Here is a 14870-nt window from a genome sequence, read left to right on the forward strand (position 1 = left end):
TTTACTATTATGATTTTGATTGTATAGTTATTGGTAAGCTGTACATTACTCTAACAGGTACGTCGTTCAGTTTTCCGGGAATCCATTTCGGGCATATTTTCAAAACACGGATGGCTTCTTCACCAGTTCCAAAACCAATATCTCGTATGTTTTTTATGTCGCTTAAACTGCCGTCTTTTTCTATGATAAAGGTGATGTATACTTTTCCTTTTAAGTTAGGTTGTTCTGGAGTTTTAAAATTATTACCGACAAATTTATAAAATTCCATAATTCCTCCCGGAAAATCTGGTTTTTCGGTTATTCCAGCAGTATTATAGACTTCATTTTCCCCTTTTTGGACGAACTGATTTTTAGCATCGTACGTGTCAATTTCAATTACTTCAGGAGCTCCTTTGCTTAATGTTGCCAAAAGTTCCTCGTTTGTAGGCAATTCTTTTTGTTTGGATACGATAGAAGGTATAGCTCTCTTTTCTACAGGAGTTAGTTCATTGTATTTTTTTTCGCTGGCAACCTTTCCTTTTTCATCTTTGATTTTAAAAGTAGTTTTGTCGTAATACGTTTTAATTAAATTTTCAGATTTTTTAGGAGTAGCTTCTTTTTTTACATTGGTTTCTTGTGCAACGACTTTCGTACACAATAAAAACAATAAGGCAGTTACTACAGGGATTAGCATTGCTTTTTTTAATAAAGCTTCTGTTTTTGATGTGGTTTTTGTCATCATGAGTAATCGTTTTTTAGTTATTAAATAATTCAAATTACTGGCCAAGTAAAAAGTTTGGTTCTCGTTCGCTTTCGATAATAATAAAGATTGATAAAACGGAACATTGTTATAGGAGGTCACTACTTTCTCGTCAGCAAGAAATTCGTGATTGAGTTGAATTGCTTTTTTGTAAAAAATAAAAATAGGGTTGAACCAAAAAACGCTTTTCAATAGTTCGATAAACAAAATGTCCAAAGTGTGCTTTTGATTCACGTGTGTGAGCTCATGTGTGTACAATTCAGCTTCAATTTCACGGTTGTTATATTCCGTTTCGTTGATGAAAATCGTATTCAGGAAAGTGTGTGGCACCGTTTTTTCGGGGACCAAAATCAATTTGGCATTCTTATAATCAATTGCTGTATTCGACTTCATTTTAGACGAAATCTTGATGATATTGCTGATAAAACGAAATGCTAAAACGAGTGTTACTGCACAATACAAACTCCATAATCCTATTGCCAGATAGTTAGTTTCCTCCATCATTTCAGCGCTTCCTTGCAGTATTTGGATATTTCCCGGATTGACTGCAGGTTGTGCTAATTCCTGAATTACTTCAATAGTTATAAATGGAATCACCATCGAAAAGACAAGACTGAACAACAAGTAAAACCTATTGAAAACGTGTATTTTTTCTTTTTCCAAAAAGAGATAATACACCGCCAGTAGCACGAATAAAGTAATTGTCGATTTGATTAGAAAGTCGGTCATTTTTTCTTTTTTAGAATTTCACTGTCTATTATTTTCTTGAGATCTTCCAATTCCGTTTGCGTTAAATTGGTTTCTTTGGTAAAAAAAGATGCGAATTGTGATGCCGAATTGTTGAAGAAATTACTAATCAATCCGTTGACGTGTTTCGAGAAATAATCGGTTTTCTTGACCAAAGGATAATATTCCCGAGAGTTCCCAAATTCATTATAGGCTACAAATTGCTTGTCGATCATTCTTTTCAATAAAGTAGCGATGGTTGTAGTTGCGGGTTTTGGTTTTGGATAAGCTTCGAGCAAGTCTTTCATGAAGGCTTTCTCGAGTTTCCAAAGATGTTCCATTACTTGTTCTTCGGCGTTCGTTAGTTGTTGCATGTTTATTTAATTTCTATTTCGGAAACTGATTCTCCGTTATAATATTTCTTTATCGTTATTAGTTTTCCATCTTCATTAAAGAAGTTCCAGTCACCAAAATAAAACCAATGCGCGTACTTATCGCTCGTTTCCATTTTTGTTTTTCCTTTTGACTGTATTTTTCCATTTTTATGATAAAAAGTAGTGCTGCAAATGTTGTCTTTGTATTTTTCTCTTTTTATGATTTTGCCATTTAAGTAATAACTCCATTTTTTTACGGGATCTCCTTTTCGATATTTCCCAACCGATTTATATTGGGAACTGTCTTGTGCGTATTCTTCAATCCAAAGTCCTTCTCTAAGTTTATTTTTCATTTGATTGGTTTTGCAGCCAAATAATAAAAACACCAAGCCGATTACAATTACAGTTTGTCGCATAAAATGATTTTGTTCTACGAAAATAGAGTTTGCTCTACAAATGTAGAATATAATTTGAAATAAACAAATTTTGAAGAAAAAATATTATGATAGTCAGCGGTTTGCGTTAAGGATGGGAGTGGAAATCCTTTTTATTTTTTTGTTTTAAAAAATAAAAAGATTGAGAACGGACAGCCTGACCCGCTATTTTCAGCGGGGAACGCCCAAAAAAAATCCGCCCTGTTTAGAGCGGATTTAGTATTTATGGAAAGGAATTTATTTTGATAACTCCACAAAATATTTGTAAAACAACGGAATGGTTTCAATTCCTTTTAGGTAATTGAAGATTCCGAAGTGTTCGTTTGGCGAGTGAATGGCATCGCTGTCCAGACCAAATCCCATTAGGATAGTTTTGCTTTTTAGTTCTTTTTCGAATAACGCTACGATAGGAATACTTCCTCCGGAACGCACCGGAATTGCGGGAACGCCAAAGGTTTCAGTATACGCCATGTTTGCGGCTTTGTAGCCAATGCTGTCTATTGGGGTTACGTAACCTTGTCCGCCATGATGCGGTTTTACTTTCACGGTAACGCCGGCAGGAGCAAGGCTCGTGAAATGTTTGGTGAATAATTCGGTGATTTCTTCCCAGTCTTGATTTGGTACCAAACGCATCGATATTTTAGCGAAAGCTTTGCTGGCAATAACTGTTTTAGCACCTTCTCCGGTGTAACCACCCCAGATTCCGTTGACATCCAATGTAGGACGAATGGAATTTCTTTCGTTTGTTACATAGCCTTTTTCGCCATAAACGTCATTAAGGTCTAATGCTTTTTTATAGTCTTCTAAATTGAAAGGCGCTTTGGCCATTTCAGCTCTTTCTTCTAAGGATAATTCTGCTACATTGTCATAGAAACCGGGAATGGTAATGTGGTTGTTTTCATCATGAAGCGAAGCAATCATTTTAGACAACACATTGATAGGATTGGCAACAGCTCCTCCGTACAATCCAGAATGTAAATCACGGTTTGGTCCTGTAACTTCTACTTCTACATAGCTTAAGCCACGTAAACCTATTGTAATTGACGGCTGCTGATTTGAAATCATTCCGGTATCCGAAATTAAAATCACATCGTTTTTTAGTTTTTCCTGATTGCGTTCTACGAACCAGCTTAAGCTTTTGGAACCAATTTCCTCTTCGCCTTCAATCATGAACTTTACGTTGCAAGGCAAAGTATTGGATTGCACCATATATTCTAATGCTTTTACGTGCATGTACATTTGGCCTTTGTCATCACAAGAACCACGGGCAAAAATTGCACCTTCAGGATGAATTTCGGTTTTCTTGATTACGGGTTCAAAAGGTGGAGAAGTCCATAATTCGATTGGGTCTGGTGGTTGCACATCATAATGTCCATAGACTAAAACGGTTGGTAATGCTGGGTCTATAATCTTTTCACCATATACGATTGGATACCCTGGAGTATCACAAATTTCAACAAAATCACAGCCTGCTTTTTCTAAACTGGCTTTTACGGCATCAGCTGTTTCAAAAACATCGTGAGAATAAGCAGTGTCAGCACTTACGGATGGGATTTTTAATAATTCGATTAACTCATTGATAAAGCGGTCTTTGTGTTCTTGAACGTATGCTTTAATATTTTCCATTATTTGAATTTTGTTTATATTTCAAAAGTACAAAAAAGAGTATGAATATTTTTTATCAAAATTGTTTTGAAAATTGGAAGTTAAGTGTATCTTTGCACCCACAATTGCGCGGATATGGTGAAATTGGTAGACATGCCAGACTTAGGATCTGGTGCCGCAAGGCGTGTAGGTTCGAGTCCTATTATCCGCACTTTAAAAACCCAAAACATTGATAATAAGTGTTTTGGGTTTTTTGTTTTTTAGAGTTGCCCAACCAGTGCCGAGAATATTATAGATCAAGTCCAAAGGGTTTCATTTGTGCTTTTTTCTTTTTTGGGTCTTACTTGTTTTGGGATAACTTGTTTTGGGGTAACTTGTTTGGCCATTAAATTTGATGCTATTTCTGTAAAATTATACTCATCGCTATGGTATTAAAAAATACTCCTTAGAGAATGTGGGAAACCATAAAAGGTATGCGTTTTTCAGATTAATTCTCAATAGTTTATTTAGCATGTGCAGTTGTACCATCGATATGTGCTTTATTAATTTTTAACAAACCTTCATCACATTATTTTGCATATTGAATGTTGGGAACATCAAGTTCCTGGAGTATTTGACCTGCATCCACACCATTAAAAGCTATGTCATCTGCACTTAAAACTTTTGTGAACCTATTTTTCTTGTATTATTTAGGAAGTAAAATTTTAGCTTTGAAACCTTTATTGATTTGAGAATTAAATGTAAGTATCCCTTTTACTGCCTTAATGCGGTTTTCTGCATTTTGAAGTCCATTTTTTAAAATTAGTTTTTCCGCGAAGCCCACCCCATTATCTGAATAGTCAATTATCACATTAGTCTGATCACTATCAAACCCAATGATTACAAAATTGGCTTGGCTGTATTTTTTCATATTAACCATGAGCTCTTGCAATACTCTTTGCAATGCTATCTTTTTTCCGTTTTCGATTTTTGACCAATCTATTGATTTTCCATTTTTTATAATAACTTCAACATTGTCACATTTATAATTACTAAGCATTTGTTTTAGATTGTGTTCAAAACTTTCTCCCGTTTCTATAGTACTATTCTCCTTAGAGAAATCTCGTGTTCTAAGATATATTTTATCAAGATTGTCTAACAGCGTTTCTTTTTTTATGGGGTTTAATAAATCTTGCGTTTCGGCAAAAGTCATAGCATAAAAGATATCATTAGCAAGTTCATCATGGAGTTGTTTAGAAATTCGAGTTTCAGTATTGTAACTTGCTACTAATAGCTCTCGTTTACTTTTATTTTTAAAATAGTGGATAAGGAAACCGATGCCGCCAAGTAGTACAACAACTCCAAAACTAAGCAAGTATTTTTCGTTTTTTTGCGTTTCAAGTTGCAAAAGGGTTTCTGCTCTTTGCCCCTTGTATTTTATATTTTCCAAAGTCGCTTCTCTGGAATCATATTTAATTTTTGCAAACTGATTTTTAGCATTGCTTCGTACGGTTTTAATGCTATCATTGAGATTTACAAACATTTTGGCATAACTATTTACCCCTTTTTCTTGATTATATGACATTAAAAATCCCAAGGCTTCCAATCGTTCATCGATACTTTGATACTTTGTGGCTACCTTATAAGCCTGCAATGCATTCTCCTTCGATTTTTGATGATCCCTATTTTGATAAAAATCCGCTAAATGCAAATGGCTTTCAATGCTTCCATAAGAATCGTTAATTCTGGTTCTGATTACTAAAGCTTTATTCATTAATGCTAGTCCCTTTGGAATCTGATTGTCTTTATAATAAGCAAATCCTAGATTGTCAATAATTCTAGCTTTTTTATTCTGTAGTGTATCTAAAATGGCAGACTTTAAAAATGGTTCTAAAAGTACTATTGCTTTTCTGTACTTTTTGTGTTCCAGATAAACTGTAGCGATATTATTGAGAACTGCGACTCTAGCTACAGAATCTTTTACAGTTTTTAAAATTGTATTATAATAACGAACGGCGTCATCGTAATTTTTCAGTTCTTTTGCTGCAATTCCAAATAAATTATTTGCCGCAACCAGATACTGTGAATCATTTTTTATGTATGGTAAAGCTTCTGTCAAAGTTTCTTCACTGCTATAATAATCTCCATAGGTCTGTTGGATATGTGCCATTCCAACTAAATTATAGGCAATATATGTGCTATTTCCCTCTTCTTTAAATAATTCTGTAGATTTTAAATAATAATAGAAAGCACTATCCAGTTTATTATCCCTCATAAATAAATCACCTGATTCTGAATATTTCTGGGCTATAATTTCTTTTTGGCTTTCTTGTTTTTTAGAAGTATCAATACTTGTTTTTACACTCTTCTGACAAGATACAATAGAAAGCAAAAACACTAAGATTAAAAACGGGGAACGCAACATAAAAGTTTCTTTCCCCGAAATTAGTATTTAATTGTAAATTAATACATCTTCTTATGGTTTTTTTGGTGGTGTTATGATAATTATTTCATCACAAGGGCCGTCACTAGCAATAGGATTATTTGTATTAGACAAGGGACTAGTATAACTTTCGTTGAATTTCTGATCTGTTTTTTGAACTCCAAAATCTTTTGCTTTAGCACTTGCACTATCAATCCCATCGGCATCACAGGATACTATAACTAAGCTCGATACTGCAAAAGCAGCTATAAAAAATATTTTTTTCATGATTGTAATTGTTAAAAATTGGACATAGGTTTGGCCGTTCGATATCTGTAATCGAATAAATAGCAGTGGCCTAACCAGTAAAATGAGAACAGTTTGTTTTGGTTTCGGGAAGTAAAGTGAGCTAGTACAGAACTGTTTGATTATACTTCCCGGAATAAAAATTCTGTTCGATATAGCGTCACTTTTATAGAAGTAGTTTTGTACATTTGTTCGTATCGTGAAATAGAACAACAACTAATTCTGAGGCAAAGTACCGACGCTTCTGAAGTAAAATTGATATGAAATTCCTATGATTCCCAGTATGACGAAGGATTCCTGAAAATTCCTAAAAATTCCTTTAAGCTTATGGTGAAAAATACTTTAGAAGGTTATAAAGCAGCGATTAAATTGAAGTATGAGACAGAAAAATGGGGATGTCATTCCAGTTTTTTGCTAAATCCTTCTCGCGCTAAATTGAGGAAATTATGTGCCGAGTTATTTAAAAATGAGGCAAGCGCTGACGATTTAAAAAGCTTTTCTGTTTTTTTTCAATTTGATTTTCTTCCAAATTGCTCCAACAAATTAAAAGATCAAACAGATAGATTCAGGCCCATTGAAACCTTTTTTAAGGGAGAAACAGATTTAACTGATATTGAAGCGGTGAATATTGCCGCAATATTGGTTGGTTTTAATCCAAGACCTTACCTTAAATTTTCAAAAACAGAATCTTTAAAAAAAGAGTTTAGTCTTATTGATAGTTGTGAAAATAGTGTTGTGCACCAAGTTACCGTAGAAGATAAAAGGGCTATAAATGACTACAGAGAGAATGATGGAATAATCCAACCATCGTTCTTGGTGAAAAAGCGAATGCGATTTTTACAGACGAAGCAAATTATTCCTGTAATGCTTTTGATTTTAGTCCTAGTTGGTTTCGGATATTGGTTTTTTTTAAAAAAAACATGTATGCAATGGCAAAAAGACCATTATGAAGTGGTTGAGTGTGAAACTGAAGAAGTCGGGATTGTAAACATTTACTCGAAACTACCGATAAATGAAAATATGCTAGGTTTTAAAAAAATTGAGGTAACGGATACAACAACTTTTTTTAAGCATAATAAACCCGTTTTATGGTATTGTAAAAATGGAGACCATCTTGATTTTTTTAATGGCCCAGGTTTTCATCCTGAAAATGATAAAACGTTAAAACCCATCACCCAATATATGATAGATAAGTACGTGAGGTAAGTCTTCACTACTGAAACATTCGAACGGTCTCTTTAAGGTTGTTTATTTTTTATCCGTTGGAACGAAATTGCCATTTGTCTTTTAGGATATTGTTACCAAAGTAGAATTAATGGTTTTAAAAGCTTGTATTAGGTTTAAAAGCGTTAAAAATCAGCTTTTAAATAATGTTTCTTTCTTCACTTTACAGTAGAAATTGAAAATCTCTTTGAAATTATATTTGAGAAACTAAACAGTACTAAAAAAAATTTCGAAGAAATACATCAAGATAAACTGATTTCTTCTGCAATTTAACTAATGGATGTATTTGTATATTCAATAAGAGTGAAAGTACTTTATTAAGCTGGCGGTATGAGCTTTTTGGATACCTTAACGAAATTATTAAGATCTGTGATCCGCACAAAAAAAAAGAGCTTCTCAATTGAGAAGCTCTTTTTATACCTGCTTACAAGAATTATTTCTATTCTATCCAAGCATTAATTTTCTTTTCCAATAATGCTAATGGCATTACTCCAGATTCTAATACTTTTTCATGGAATTTTTTGATGTCGAATTTGGTACCCATTTTAGTTTCCGCTTTTTTGCGTAACTCCATGATTTTTAACTGTCCAATTTTATACGAAAGCGCTTGTCCTGGAATCGCCATATAACGCTCAATTTCAGGAATAATGCTCGCTTCGCTTTCGGCTTCATTTGCTAACGAATATTTAATAGCTTGCTCTCTGGTCCAGCCTTTTGAGTGTAATCCGGTATCAACAACTAATCTAACCGCACGGTGCATTTCATTGCCCAGCATTCCAAAATACTGATACGGATCTTGATACAATCCAAGTTCTTTTCCTAAGCTTTCCGTGTACAAAGCCCAACCTTCGCCGTAAGCGCCAAACCAATTGAATTTTCTGAAATCAGGCAAACTTTCGTTTTCTTGTTGTAATGATATTTGAAAGTGATGTCCCGGAATCGCTTCATGCAAAAACAAATCTTCATCTCCGTATATGTTATAATTTGCTACATCAGGAATTGGAACATAGAAAATACCGGGGCGCGTACCATCAGCAGTTCCTTGATTGTATTCAGCACTCGCTGTTTGTTCTCTAAAGGCTTCTGTTCGTCTGATTTCAAATTTTGTTTGCGGTTGTAATGCAAATAATTTGTCTACGTTGGGTTTAATACGAGTATAAATACTTTGAAAATTAGCGATAACCTCTTCTGGTTTTGTAAATGGTTTTAATTCTTTTTTGTTTCGAACTTCCTCAAAGAATTCCAATAAAGTGCCTTTAAAACCCACTTGAGTTTTTACCTTTTCCATTTCGGCTGTTAAACGGGCAACTTCTTTCAATCCCAGTTCATGAATTTGTTCGGGAGTCATTTCGGTAGTGGTCCATTGTTTTACGTAAGTGGCATATAACTCTTTTCCAAAAGGCAAACTTCCAATTCCGCTGGTTGTTCTGGAAGCAGGAAGATATTCTTTATTCAGAAAATCAGCCATTTTCTTATATTGTGGAATCAGTTTGGTATTGATTGTCGCTGTGTATTTTGCTGTTAAATCTTCTTTTATGCTGTCAGGGAAAGAGGCAGGCATTAGTTTTATAGCTGAGTAAAATAAATTGTCTTCTATATTTGGCGTAGCCATTTCTGCAAATTGTGGAATCAGTTTTACCGTTAACGATTTTGGTAAAGCAACACCTTTATCAAGTCCTTTTTTCATGTACACCATCGCTGAATCAATCCAAACAGCATATTTATCCATTCTTTTTAGGAAATTGGTATAGTCCTTTTCTGTTTTAAAAGGTTGCGCGCTGGTTCCGCCTGCAAACTGCCCCATAGTCAGATGTGTTCCCCAAAATTGATGAACAGGAAGCAAATTTGTAGGTTGTTTTAATAAGTCTTTACCAATCTCAACTTCCCATTTGATGATTTCGTAACTGTTTTTTTCTTCTTCGGATAAATCTTCAACAGTGATATTTTGAAGGGCAGATTGGTATTTGTTAAAGAAAGCTTCTTGCGACTTTCTATAGCTGTCTGTCATTTCAAATTGCAACTGATCGTTGTATTGGTTTTGACCACTTTGTGTCGCATCCAATGGGCTCATCGCATTTTTGTCGTCAAAATAATTTTTCGTCAGACTGCTGAAGTCTTGTTTCTTATCTTCGGATTTACAGTTAACCAGCAATAAGGACGCGGTTACGGAAAGTAAAAGAGTGGTTATTTTTTTCATAGTTTAGATGTGATTATTGGAAAAGCTAATTTATCCAAAAATAATTGATTATTACCCAAATATATTACTAATGTAATGCAGTACAGGGACTTTTTATATTTTCATTCCTTATCGGTCAAAAAAAAATCCCATTCGGTTTAAAACGAATGGGGTCTTAGGTTTCAATTTTGGTATATCCTTACAATACCAGATTGGAAAAAAATAATTTTTTATCCGTGATAAACTCTCGAAGCAATTATTTTGTCTTCTCTTATGTCTAATACTTCCGCTACCAGCAAATCTTCTTCACCAGTAACTGTTCTTGTGTATTCCATAAAAACGCGGTCTCCATTGGCGGTAAGCGATTTTACTTTATAATTTAAAGAGGGTAAACGCTCAAAAGCATCTTTCCACCATTCTCGCAAGGCTTCTTTGCCGGTAACAAAACCGTTACTTTCTGGTTTGTACATTTTTAGTTTTGGACTAAAATGAACGGCATCGTCATCGTATAAAGACAATAATTTTTCTAATTCTTTATTATTGAAAGTTTCAAACCATTTAAAAGCAATTGATTGTAATTTTTCTGGTGTCATACTTATTTAGGATTGAATTTTTATTAAAAAAATCCCATTCCGTATAAACGGAAGGGATTTCATATTTATAATTTCAAAGAAATATTAAACGTTCTTCAAATTGATAATTTCTTGTTCAGTAAGCAATCTCCAGTTTCCTCTTGGCAAATTCTTTTTGGTCAAACCAGCAAATGAAACTCTGTCAATACGCAATACATCATAGCTAAAGTGTTCAAAAATAGAACGAACCACTTTCACGTTAGCCGATCTTAATTGTAATCCAATTTCACTTTTCGCTTCACCTTCGATATAGCTTACATCTTCCACAAAAACGCGGTGTCCGTCAAGAGTCAAACCTTTATTTATTTTTTCTAAATCCTCAAATTTCAAGTTTTTATCAAGTGAAACTTGGTAAATTTTAGATGATTTTTGACTTGGTAACGTAAATTTACGAATCATATCCGTGTCATTCGTGAACAATAACAAACCAGTTGTATTCTTGTCCATTCTTCCCACTGCACCAATTTTTGCAGTCGTAGAACCTTTAACTAATTCCAATACATTACGATATTCCTGACCTTCGTCCATCGCAGTGGTAAAGTTTTTAGGTTTGTTCAGTAAGATGTATACTTTTTTCTCCGGAGTCAAAGTAGCACCGTCAAAATTTACAACATCACCTGGTTTTACCATATATCCCATTTCGGTAACAGGAATTCCGTTTACTTTTACCGTTCCGGATTGAATATAAATATCCGCATCACGACGCGAGCACGCACCAGAATTAGCAATGTATTTATTCAAACGAATTTCGTCTTTTACTTTCGGTCTCTTTGGTGCTTGATTTGGTTTTTTCTCTACTTTATCAGTAGCGATATCGGCAACTTTAGTATTTACTTTAACTTTTTTCGGCCCTTGAGCTCGCTTCTGCATGGCAGGTTTTGGCTTATTCGAACTTGGTCTTGAGCTAGCTGCTCTTGGACCACTTTTCTTATTATTGCCTTCCTTGTTATTCATAATATTCCAATAATTTGTGCAAAGATACTATTTATATACTTGACAATCAATAACCACCAATTATAAAAACGCTAACTATCTAGTTAATAAGCTAATTAATATGATTCTTTTGATTTTTTAGAGCTATTTCCCGCTTTCCACTCTATCTTTTTCTTTTTAAAGGAAAAAGAAAAAGGATGCCGTTGCAATCGGGGCTATGCTAATCGGGGAATATAGGAGAATTTCGAGAATGGTTTTTTATCCTTTTAATAATTTGGAAAAAGGCAAAATTAAACCATCAACAATCTTTTCCCGTGCCATAAAACACTTGGGTTAATCAAGACAATGCAAAAAACACCAGCAACAATAAGGAATTTTAAGATGTTGTGAAGCAATAAAAACTGTGGTTTCGCATTAGATTTCCATAAGTATAACAAGAAAAATATCAAAACGATGAGGCAACAGTAAAAATAAATATCCATGTAGCCCACATCGTAAATATCGATTAAAGCGTACACTGGAAGAATAGTCAGAATTGTTAAAACGGTAATGATTTTTTTTGATATTTCTTCGCCATAAACAATAGGAATCGTTTTATAATTATTGGCTAAGTCGCCTTTGAGATTTTCTAAATCTTTAATCATTTCCCGAATCAGCAATAGCAAAAATAAAAAAGTGGCATGCGAAAAAATAACTCCAAGTTGTGTTTTGTAATTTTCAATCTCTTCATATGGAATCCGTGTATAAAAATACAACAGTATGGCAAAAAAGGGTAAAATAGCAAGTAATGCAGCAGTTAGGTTTCCTATTATTGGGTATTTTTTTATTTTGTGGGAATAAAACCAGATGAAAAATATATATCCTGAAAAGAATAAAAATACGCGCCAGGAAACAAAGAACGCCATCAAGGCAACAATAAAATTGAGTGTAAAATAAACCTTCAGTTTTGTTTTTTGACTTACTAATCGATCCAGCATTGACTTGTTAGGTCTATTGATTAAATCTTTTCTGTTGTCATAAAAGTTATTGATGATATATCCCGAAGCAATCGTAAGTGAAGAAGCAAAAACAAGAATGAATAAATTGAAATCGAGCAGAATGTCTAACGCTCTTTTTTCCGGAGCCAAAATAAATATCGCGGAAAGGTATTGCGCCAAAATTATTACTGGAATGTTATAGCCTCTAACGACAGAGAACAAACTGATAATTTTCATTAATAAAAGTTTCTGTTTTCTGCTAAACATTTTTTATTAGTATTTTTTTGTCAAGTTTTTGCATTGGTATAACAAACTTGCCTATTTGTGCTCAAATTTAGGATTTTGTTTTTAAAATTAACTTGATTTTTTTACAAAAACACATGCACGAGAATTCTTTTAAGAGGATATTGTGAAATGCCACGATTATTTTGCGAAAATACACAAATAATAATTCTGATTTCATTTGACCCAAAATCAATTGTTCTATTTTGAAGAAGAATCGGTATTTATCATTTCTCCAAATTCTTTTACTGGCAAAGGTTTGCTTAAAAGATTTTTTACGTATTGATTGTTTTTTGCACGTGCAATATCATTAGGATTTAATGTAGAGGAGAGCATGAAAATTTGAGTTTCTTTTTTCAATTCTTCGGGTAGCGTTTCATATTCCAAAAGGAATTCGAATCCATCCATTTCGGGCATTTTAATGTCTAACAGAATAATTAGAGATTTTTCAGTATTACTTTTGTGATTACGAAGCCATTGAATTCCTTCTTTGCCATTATTAGCAGTACTTATATCAGTTATACCGAGTGTTTTTTTTAGCAATTGTTTCGTGACAATTTGATCAATTATATTATCGTCAATTATCAAAATTTTATAATTGTGCTTCATAAAGTTTCGGTATTGTTACTATAAATGTACTTCCAATATTCATTTTAGAATCTACGGTTATGCTTCCATTAAGATTTTCAACAGCTTCTTTTACTAAGTAAAGCCCTAAACCGGAGCCTTTCTTGTTGTTATTAGTCACAAAAAACATTTCAAAAATTTTGACTTGGTATTCTTTATTAATTCCAATGCCATTATCTTCAATTTCTATTTTGTAAAATTCCCCTTTGGCGTAAGTTTTAATAGAAATATAACGATGCTCTTTTTTTTCATCAGAATACTTGATAGCATTTGATAGTAAGTTATTCAAAATAATCTTTAATCTCAATCCATCACTTTGAACTTCATCAACGGATAAGTTTTTTTTGATAGCAATTTCATGGGTTCCTTTAATATAAAAATGTTGAGAAATGATTTCATCTATAATTTCATTTATACTAACAGCAGCAGCGGTTACTTTTTTTCTTTTATTTCTCGAATAATCAATTATATCTCTTATAAATTGATCTTGCTTATCAAGACTTTGATGCATTAAATCTAAATAATCTCTAATTTCATCCAAATCATCTTCTAATTTTACAATCTCTATTAATCCTTTTAAGGAGGAGATGGGTGACCTTAGATCATGAGAAGCACTGTACACAAATTTATCCAGTTCTTTATTGGCTATGATTAAATTTCTGTTTTTATCATCAGTTTCCTGTTTCGAGCGTCTTAGTCTGTTAACCATTACGGAGTAGTAAATGCAGACGCTTCCAATGATTATCAACGTAAAAAAGATATTGGTAAAAAGAAGGTAGGATTTAATTAAACGAGTACCTTCTCCTAGTGCATCAGAGAAATTACGCTCATATATTGTTAATTTATCAGTAATGCTGTTTATCCGTTGAAAAATATTTTGTTTTTCATCCGGTTTTAAGACATTAGCATTCATTTTTTTATGAGTTTCATTTCCAATGGATTCTAATTGCACAATTAAATCATCCGCTTTTCTCCATTCATTGATAGCCTTTGCCAAGAAAGGAACGGTGTGAAAATTTCTAAATAGCCAAACCATGTCATCCAGATCTTTTTCATGATTTCTGCCAGCCCTTAATCCATCTTTAATGGTGTTGATGTCACCATTATTGGATAGGCCGATTCGTGCTATTCTATCTCCTATAGGAACACTTAATTCTTCTTTGAATAACTTCCATTGAATGGAATCTTTAGTATAAATGTAGGTGATAAGGTATCGGGTTGCATCTTTTTGCCCTTTAGAATAATGGGATTCTCCATTTACATACGCCCTTGATACTGACAAGATTTTAATAGTCAGGTAGTTGATGATGATCAATGAAGAGCAAGATAGAATTACTATAATCAGAGGTATGAAAATATTGCGTAGCTTAAAATTTTCAAGAATTTTATTTTCAGTCATATAGTTTTTTTGTTTGTAGTAGGGCAAAAAAAATC

General features: G+C 33.4%; 13 protein-coding genes and 1 tRNA gene. 2 read left to right on the plus strand and 12 right to left on the minus strand.

Annotated features, from left to right (window positions below):
• Nucleotides 1-7: 7 nt before the first annotated feature.
• The 4 genes from ACXX80_RS06845 to ACXX80_RS06860 form a co-directional block, all read right to left on the minus strand.
• Nucleotides 8-1468: a M56 family metallopeptidase gene (locus tag ACXX80_RS06845; protein WP_458552584.1), complete on the minus strand. Its 1461-nt coding sequence runs from the start codon at nt 1466-1468 to the stop codon at nt 8-10.
• Nucleotides 1465-1839, minus strand: coding sequence for a BlaI/MecI/CopY family transcriptional regulator (locus ACXX80_RS06850; RefSeq protein ID WP_458552585.1), 375 nt, complete (start codon nt 1837-1839; stop codon nt 1465-1467). Before ACXX80_RS06850 ends, ACXX80_RS06845 begins: the two co-directional genes overlap by 4 nt.
• Nucleotides 1840-1841: 2 nt before the next feature.
• Complete coding sequence (locus tag ACXX80_RS06855) at nt 1842-2192, minus strand: hypothetical protein (RefSeq protein ID WP_458552586.1); 351 nt, start codon at nt 2190-2192, stop codon at nt 1842-1844.
• Nucleotides 2193-2510: 318 nt separating this feature from the next.
• Complete coding sequence (locus tag ACXX80_RS06860) at nt 2511-3899, minus strand: dipeptidase (protein ID WP_458552587.1); 1389 nt, start codon at nt 3897-3899, stop codon at nt 2511-2513.
• A gap of 108 nt (nt 3900-4007) precedes the next feature.
• Here ACXX80_RS06860 and ACXX80_RS06865 point away from each other — a divergent pair.
• A tRNA-Leu gene (locus ACXX80_RS06865) sits at nt 4008-4089 on the plus strand.
• 474 nt (nt 4090-4563) lie between these two features.
• On the opposite strand, the gene ACXX80_RS06870 is transcribed toward ACXX80_RS06865, so the two are convergent.
• On the minus strand, nt 4564-6255 hold the full coding sequence (locus tag ACXX80_RS06870) for a tetratricopeptide repeat-containing sensor histidine kinase (RefSeq protein ID WP_458552588.1): 1692 nt from the start codon (nt 6253-6255) through the stop codon (nt 4564-4566).
• Nucleotides 6256-6333: 78 nt separating this feature from the next.
• A complete protein-coding gene (locus tag ACXX80_RS06875; RefSeq protein WP_458552589.1) occupies nt 6334-6567 on the minus strand; it encodes a hypothetical protein in 234 nt (77 codons plus the stop codon).
• Between the two features lie 345 nt (nt 6568-6912).
• On the opposite strand from ACXX80_RS06875, the gene ACXX80_RS06880 reads away from it, so the two are divergent.
• Nucleotides 6913-7791 (plus strand): hypothetical protein, encoded by an 879-nt coding sequence (locus ACXX80_RS06880; RefSeq protein WP_458552590.1) that lies wholly within the window; start codon nt 6913-6915, stop codon nt 7789-7791.
• A 457-nt stretch (nt 7792-8248) separates the two neighbouring features.
• On the opposite strand, the gene ACXX80_RS06885 is transcribed toward ACXX80_RS06880, so the two are convergent.
• From ACXX80_RS06885 to ACXX80_RS06910, 6 genes are all read right to left on the minus strand, one after another.
• Nucleotides 8249-10006, minus strand: a complete 1758-nt coding sequence (locus ACXX80_RS06885; RefSeq protein WP_458552591.1) for a DUF885 domain-containing protein — start codon at nt 10004-10006, stop codon at nt 8249-8251.
• A gap of 209 nt (nt 10007-10215) precedes the next feature.
• Nucleotides 10216-10578, minus strand: a complete 363-nt coding sequence (locus tag ACXX80_RS06890) for a nuclear transport factor 2 family protein (RefSeq protein ID WP_458552592.1) — start codon at nt 10576-10578, stop codon at nt 10216-10218.
• Nucleotides 10579-10662: 84 nt separating this feature from the next.
• Nucleotides 10663-11571 carry a pseudouridine synthase gene (locus ACXX80_RS06895; protein ID WP_196852801.1) on the minus strand — a complete coding sequence of 303 codons (909 nt, stop codon included), beginning with the start codon at nt 11569-11571 and terminating at the stop codon, nt 10663-10665.
• Nucleotides 11572-11840: 269 nt separating this feature from the next.
• Complete coding sequence (locus ACXX80_RS06900) at nt 11841-12794, minus strand: geranylgeranylglycerol-phosphate geranylgeranyltransferase (protein WP_458552593.1); 954 nt, start codon at nt 12792-12794, stop codon at nt 11841-11843.
• 216 nt (nt 12795-13010) lie between these two features.
• Nucleotides 13011-13418, minus strand: a complete 408-nt coding sequence (locus ACXX80_RS06905) for a response regulator transcription factor (RefSeq protein ID WP_458552594.1) — start codon at nt 13416-13418, stop codon at nt 13011-13013.
• Nucleotides 13402-14835 carry a sensor histidine kinase gene (locus ACXX80_RS06910; protein ID WP_458552595.1) on the minus strand — a complete coding sequence of 478 codons (1434 nt, stop codon included), beginning with the start codon at nt 14833-14835 and terminating at the stop codon, nt 13402-13404. Before ACXX80_RS06910 ends, ACXX80_RS06905 begins: the two co-directional genes overlap by 17 nt.
• Nucleotides 14836-14870 lie beyond the last annotated feature (35 nt).

Source organism: Flavobacterium sp. GNP002 (genome assembly GCF_054343795.1).

Coding starts and splice junctions, on each gene's coding strand:
- ACXX80_RS06880 (WP_458552590.1), top strand. CDS start 6,913: ATGGTGAAAAATACTTTAGAAGGTTATAAAGCAGCGATTAAATTGAAG.
- ACXX80_RS06890 (WP_458552592.1), bottom strand. CDS start 10,578: ATGACACCAGAAAAATTACAATCAATTGCTTTTAAATGGTTTGAAACT.
- ACXX80_RS06855 (WP_458552586.1), bottom strand. CDS start 2,192: ATGAAAAATAAACTTAGAGAAGGACTTTGGATTGAAGAATACGCACAA.
- ACXX80_RS06900 (WP_458552593.1), bottom strand. CDS start 12,794: ATGTTTAGCAGAAAACAGAAACTTTTATTAATGAAAATTATCAGTTTG.
- ACXX80_RS06895 (WP_196852801.1), bottom strand. CDS start 11,571: ATGAATAACAAGGAAGGCAATAATAAGAAAAGTGGTCCAAGAGCAGCT.
- ACXX80_RS06860 (WP_458552587.1), bottom strand. CDS start 3,899: ATGGAAAATATTAAAGCATACGTTCAAGAACACAAAGACCGCTTTATC.
- ACXX80_RS06845 (WP_458552584.1), bottom strand. CDS start 1,468: ATGACCGACTTTCTAATCAAATCGACAATTACTTTATTCGTGCTACTG.
- ACXX80_RS06875 (WP_458552589.1), bottom strand. CDS start 6,567: ATGAAAAAAATATTTTTTATAGCTGCTTTTGCAGTATCGAGCTTAGTT.
- ACXX80_RS06905 (WP_458552594.1), bottom strand. CDS start 13,418: ATGAAGCACAATTATAAAATTTTGATAATTGACGATAATATAATTGAT.
- ACXX80_RS06910 (WP_458552595.1), bottom strand. CDS start 14,835: ATGACTGAAAATAAAATTCTTGAAAATTTTAAGCTACGCAATATTTTC.
- ACXX80_RS06885 (WP_458552591.1), bottom strand. CDS start 10,006: ATGAAAAAAATAACCACTCTTTTACTTTCCGTAACCGCGTCCTTATTG.
- ACXX80_RS06850 (WP_458552585.1), bottom strand. CDS start 1,839: ATGCAACAACTAACGAACGCCGAAGAACAAGTAATGGAACATCTTTGG.